Source organism: Henriciella aquimarina, assembly GCF_002088975.1.
In the GTDB taxonomy this organism is placed as follows: domain Bacteria; phylum Pseudomonadota; class Alphaproteobacteria; order Caulobacterales; family Hyphomonadaceae; genus Henriciella; species Henriciella aquimarina.
In genome coordinates this window covers 1-4,495 of the sequence record NZ_NCST01000094.1, presented here as the reverse complement: position 1 = coordinate 4,495, position 4,495 = coordinate 1, and the positions used below count along the sequence as shown (strand labels likewise).

1 protein-coding gene and 3 pseudogenes are annotated in these 4,495 nt (G+C 56.9%); 3 read left to right on the top strand and 1 reads right to left on the bottom strand.

Annotated features, from left to right (window positions below; translation table 11 throughout):
- Positions 1-808 (bottom strand): annotated as a pseudogene (locus B8784_RS21985) (IS3 family transposase); the annotation flags it as partial.
- Positions 809-871: 63 nt separating this feature from the next.
- Here B8784_RS21985 and B8784_RS14845 point away from each other — a divergent pair.
- The 3 genes and pseudogenes from B8784_RS14845 to B8784_RS21980 all read left to right on the top strand — a co-directional run.
- Positions 872-2,857 (top strand): annotated as a pseudogene (locus B8784_RS14845) (C-terminal helicase domain-containing protein); the annotation flags it as partial.
- A complete protein-coding gene (locus B8784_RS14840) occupies positions 2,854-3,627 on the top strand; it encodes a DUF4391 domain-containing protein (protein WP_084398717.1) in 774 nt (257 codons plus the stop codon). The pseudogene B8784_RS14845 and the gene B8784_RS14840, both read left to right, overlap by 4 nt.
- Before the next feature lie 60 nt (positions 3,628-3,687).
- Positions 3,688-4,495: pseudogene (locus tag B8784_RS21980) on the top strand (IS3 family transposase); the annotation flags it as partial.

Here is a 4,495-nt window from a genome sequence, read left to right as displayed (position 1 = left end):
TTGTCGGAGACGATCATCTTCGGAGCACCCCGCCGGGTGATGAGCCTGGACAGTTCCCTGGCGACCCGCACGCCGGACAGGGAGACATCGACGACCACGGCCAGGGCTTCCCGGGTGAAGTCGTCGACCACGCAGAGCGTGCGGAACCGGCGGCCATCGCTGAGAGCGTCCGATACGAAGTCCAGGCTCCATCGCTCATTCGCCTGTTCCGGCAGGAGCATGGGTGAACGTGTGCCTGTCGCCCGCTTTCGCCCACGTCGTCGTTTCACGGCCAGTCCCTCCTCGGCATAGATCCGGTAGATCTTCTTGTGATTGGCGCTGAGGCCCTCGCGGTCCAGCAGGATGCCGAGCCTGCGATAGCCGAACCGGCGGCGTTCACCGGCCAGCTCCCGTAGCCTCTGGCGCAACTTCTCGTCACCGCCATCGCGTTTTTCATACTGGAAGGTGGACCGATCGAGATCGGCCAGCCGGCAGGCCCGACGCTCCGACAGGCCATGCACTTCCATCACGTGGTGCACGGCCTTCCGTTTGGCGTCGGGCGTCAGAAGTTTTTTGTCGCCAGGTCCTTCAGGGCGGCATTGTCCAGCATTGCATCGGCCAGGAGGCGCTTCAGCTTCGAGTTCTCCTCCTCCAGCGTCTTCAGCCGCCGGGCGTCCGACACCGTCATGCCGCCGAACTTCGCCTTGTACTTGTAGAAGGTCGCATCCGAGATGCCGTACTTGCGGCAGATATCGGCTGTCTTCACGCCAGCCTCGTGCTCCCGGATCATCCCAATGATCTGTTCTTCGGAAAATCGTGATTTGCGCATTTGTCATCCTCTTCGTGTCGAGGACTCTGCAAATTCATGGCCGGAATTTACGGGGCTGGGTCAAGTGCTTTCGCTGACAACGGCATCAACAGCGTCGAAGAGACGCTGCGCAAGTCTCAGACTCGTTTCAATCAATGGCTGAAGCTGGGCGACAGTGAGCGCAACGTCGAAGCGCTCCTAGACAGCATGAACTTCGACTACTTCAAGTTGCTCGACCTTCTCACCATCGCACGTTCGCGCAAGCATATCGAAAAGTATTACGACCTCGGGGAGATCGGATCGTTTCCCGAGAGATTGCAGCCCCTGAATATCAAAGCCGACATTGATACTGACGACCAGTTTCCACCCTTGAAGGATATCAACAAGACGATAAGAAAACTTAACCTGAGCGCTTACTCTCCACTTAAGTATGTGCGTGGAGATCGGCGGGAAGAGTACAGTCGGAAATACGATATTCAGGTTAAGGACGGGTCATCTGTGTTCCGGCAGGTGGACCGTGAACAGAGCCTTATCCACCTGATGCGGGTCAACCTGCTCAAGCGAATGGAAAGCTCGATCAGTTCGTTCGCGCTCACTCTTGGAAAGCTTCTTGGGGAAGTAGAGATGCTTCTCGAAAAGCTTGATTCCCATTCATCCGATGACGTCGAAGAGCTGAGCATTGAGGACATCGAAACCGATGCGCCTGAATTCGATGACTATCTGATCGGTCGCAAGGTCAAAGTTCTCATTAAGGATATGGACGAGCATCGATGGCGTCAGGATCTTGAGGACGACCGCGCCAAACTTGAAGAGCTTCTGGATGAGGCCCGCAAGATCGAAGCCAGTCGCGATGCAAAGCTCTTGTCGCTCAAGCAGTTGATCGCCGAAAAGTGCCAAAATCCTATCAACGAGGGAAACCGAAAGATCATCGTCTTCACGGCCTTCTCGGACACCGCTGGGTACCTATACGGGAACATCGCGGACTGGGCACGTGACGAGCTTGGCGTCTATTCGGCTCAGATCACGGGCAGCGGCACAAACAAGACAACTCTCCCAGGCCATAGCAACAACTTTGATAGCTTGCTTGCATCCTTCTCTCCAAGGTCGAAGGAGCGCGGCAAGATTGACGCGAAGGCAACGGAAGAGATCGATCTATTGATCGCCACCGACTGTATATCCGAAGGGCAGAACCTTCAAGACTGTGACTATCTAGTGAACTACGACATTCACTGGAACCCCGTGCGCATCATCCAACGCTTCGGACGTATCGACCGCTTGGGCTCAACCAACAAAGCGATTCAGTTGGTGAACTTCTGGCCCAACATGGAGCTGGACGAGTACATCAATCTTGAAGCGCGTGTCAGCGGACGGATGGTGCTTCTCGATATCTCCGCGACAGGCGAAGAGAATGTCATCGAGCAAGACGCATCTGGGGCGATGAATGATCTGGAGTACCGCCGAAAGCAGCTTCACCAGCTTCAGAACGCAGTGGTTGATCTGGAGGATATGTCCGGTGGTGTCTCGATCACCGACCTCACCTTGAACGACTTCCGCATGGACCTGTCCGAGTACATGAAAGAGCACTTGGACGCACTGGAAGACTCGCCCATCGGCCTCTACGCAGCGGCGACCCTTGATAAGGGGCTGAAGGTTGAAGGGCTTCCGTCAGGCGTTGCATTCTGCCTGAAAAATGTCGGCAAGCAGGTAAATCGCGAGGACGGATATGCGCTCGCCCCGTACTACCTGACCTATGTGTCCGATGACGGCGCAGTCGATCTCAACTTCGTCCAGTCCAAGCGGATAATGGACGTCCTCAAGAAGCACGGGCATGGAAAGCCCGCGCCAGATGCGGGCGCTGTCGCGCGGATGGACGCCCTCACCAATAACGGCAAGGATATGAGCCACTATCGCAATCTGTTGGAGATCGCGGTCAGCAGCATCATCGGCAAGTCTGAGGAGAAAGGTGTGGAAAGCCTCTTTTCGCGGGGCGGTACCAATCTGACGAAGGATAGCTTCCAGGGCATGGAGGACTTCGAGGTCATCAGCTACATGGTGGTGAACGCGTCATGAGCGACATTCGCAGCATCGAAGACTTCTATGAAAATCTGGGCCTTCCTGAAGCGTGCGCTCTTGGAAAGCGGTTGTTCAAGAAACAGTTTTACGAGCACGGCCAGCTCGGCGCGGCGGATAAGAAGGCGTTTGTTGAGGACATCGAGGGGATCGACTGGGCCTATACGCTCAAGCCGTCCACGATAAACATCCCGAAGCTGGAAGATGACACGCACGAGTATCTGGAGATTGCTGTCCTTCAGGTGATGCTCTCGGCCATTGAGCGGTGTACGCGGATCGCGGCTGTCATCCAGAAGGCCATTCCCTATCCGATTCTGATCGTTTTCGTGCGGGGCAATGGTCTCGCGATCAATGCCGCCGACAAGCGGATCAACCGAGCCGACGCGAACAAGATCGTGGTCGAAAACATCTATGATACGGGGTGGATCGATATGACCGCCGCTCGCGCCGAACAACAAGCCTTCCTGTCTGACTTCCGCGTATCGAACTTCAGCTTCCGCAACCTCTACGCCTTCTATCAGGATGCTGTGGGACGGATAATCGCACTAAACTGCGCAAGCCACTCAGGTCGCTACGAACCGCCATCGGAGAAGACAAAATCGAACGGCAACCGACTGGAGGCTCTGAGGCAGATGGAAAAGCTTCATCAGGAGCGGGCCGAAGTCCGCAATAAACTGAAGAAAGAAAAAAACCTTGGGACGCAGGTCAGCCTGAATACCAGGATCAAGCAACTGAGTGATCGCATCGAGGCGATCCGCAACAACATTTGACCCAGCCCCGTAAATTCCGGCCATGAATTTGCAGAGTCCTCGACACGAAGAGGATGACAAATGCGCAAATCACGATTTTCCGAAGAACAGATCATTGGGATGATCCGGGAGCACGAGGCTGGCGTGAAGACAGCCGATATCTGCCGCAAGTACGGCATCTCGGATGCGACCTTCTACAAGTACAAGGCGAAGTTCGGCGGCATGACGGTGTCGGACGCCCGGCGGCTGAAGACGCTGGAGGAGGAGAACTCGAAGCTGAAGCGCCTCCTGGCCGATGCAATGCTGGACAATGCCGCCCTGAAGGACCTGGCGACAAAAAACTTCTGACGCCCGACGCCAAACGGAAGGCCGTGCACCACGTGATGGAAGTGCATGGCCTGTCGGAGCGTCGGGCCTGCCGGCTGGCCGATCTCGATCGGTCCACCTTCCAGTATGAAAAACGCGATGGCGGTGACGAGAAGTTGCGCCAGAGGCTACGGGAGCTGGCCGGTGAACGCCGCCGGTTCGGCTATCGCAGGCTCGGCATCCTGCTGGACCGCGAGGGCCTCAGCGCCAATCACAAGAAGATCTACCGGATCTATGCCGAGGAGGGACTGGCCGTGAAACGACGACGTGGGCGAAAGCGGGCGACAGGCACACGTTCACCCATGCTCCTGCCGGAACAGGCGAATGAGCGATGGAGCCTGGACTTCGTATCGGACGCTCTCAGCGATGGCCGCCGGTTCCGCACGCTCTGCGTGGTCGACGACTTCACCCGGGAAGCCCTGGCCGTGGTCGTCGATGTCTCCCTGTCCGGCGTGCGGGTCGCCAGGGAACTGTCCAGGCTCATCACCCGGCGGGGTGCTCCGAAGATGATCGTCTCCGACAA